The 1,141-nt window shown below is 74.3% G+C and carries 1 protein-coding gene; it reads right to left on the bottom strand.

Annotated elements, in window-relative coordinates; all coding sequences use genetic code 11:
• The coding region (locus tag EOE48_RS28410) for a POTRA domain-containing protein (RefSeq protein ID WP_281292806.1) at positions 1–878 on the bottom strand (878 nt) is incomplete at its 3' end.
• Positions 879–1,141: the final 263 nt, after the last annotated feature.

Genomic DNA, 1,141 nt, shown 5'->3' with positions numbered 1-1,141 from the left:
GCGCGGTTCCTCGGCTCCTGGGCGAAGAAGCTGCGCTCGCCGCCACTGTACGGGGCGCCGGAGGCGCGGAAGTACAGGGTCTCGCCGTGGCCGGTCGGCGAGTTGAGGTCGAGGCCGGTGCCGAGCGTGTAGGTGCCGAGGCTCTGCGCCAGGACGTTGTCGGTGGAGACGAGGCCGGTGACCGGCTTGTAGCGCGCCTCGACCACCAGCACGGTGGCGCCGGGCTGGGCGCCGGCGGCGAGGATCGAGCGCAGGACGGTGCCGGGGGTGTCGCCGGCCAGCAGCACGCGGCGCTCGATCTCGGCGAGGGTCAGGCCGGGGCGCCCGACCAGGGGGGCGAGGACGGCCTCGACGCGGCCGCGGATCTCGGGAGGCAGGGCGGCGGCGTCGACTCGCTCGACGAGGCCGTCGACGACGAGGAGGCGGACATCGCCGCCGTCGCGCAACTGCTGGGCGGGCAGGACGACGCGCACGAGGGCGAAGCCCTCCCCGGCATAGGCCTGTTCGAGGTCGCGGGCGGCGGCGAACAGGTCGGCGACGGCGACGGTCTGGCCCGAGAGGCGCGCGGCGAGGTCGCGGGCGAGGGCGGCGGGTCGTTCGCCGCGGCCGGGGGGCAGGCCCTCGACGCGCAGGCGGCCGACGCGGACGGCGAGGCGCTCGGCGCCGGGCGGGGCGGCGGGCCCGACGCCGTCCGGGATGGCGAGGGCGCCGCCGCTGCGCTGGAGGGGCGGGCCGAACGAGGGCGGGGTGATCTGGGAGGCGGTCTGGGCGCGGGCGGGGCCGGCGAGGGGCAGCGCCGCGAGGGCGAGCGCCAGGGCGGCACGGGCGCGGCGGGGCGGCCGGATCGGGGGCGGGGTCCACTCGCCGGGGCGGGTCACGGCGGCATCCCTGCCGTGGTCACGCGACATCGATCGGGACATTCTGCATCCGAAGATCCGGCACATGACAAATCCTGCAGTCGCGTCGCGGCGGCGCGGACCGGCTCGGTTGAGACCTAAGGTAAACTGTTTGTGCGTCAGCAGAGAACGCCACGGGAGGGCGAAAATCAATCCTCCTGTCAGTTCATCCGGAAAGATTGTCTCAGAAATCGACGATCCGGGACGGATTTTCCAGTTATCCGGCGGCTGGAAGCGCTAGGTTT

This window comes from Methylobacterium oryzihabitans (assembly GCF_004004555.2).
GTDB lineage: Bacteria > Pseudomonadota > Alphaproteobacteria > Rhizobiales > Beijerinckiaceae > Methylobacterium > Methylobacterium oryzihabitans.
Note: the sequence above shows the minus strand (reverse complement) of the source record. Positions and strands in the feature narration are given on the sequence as shown.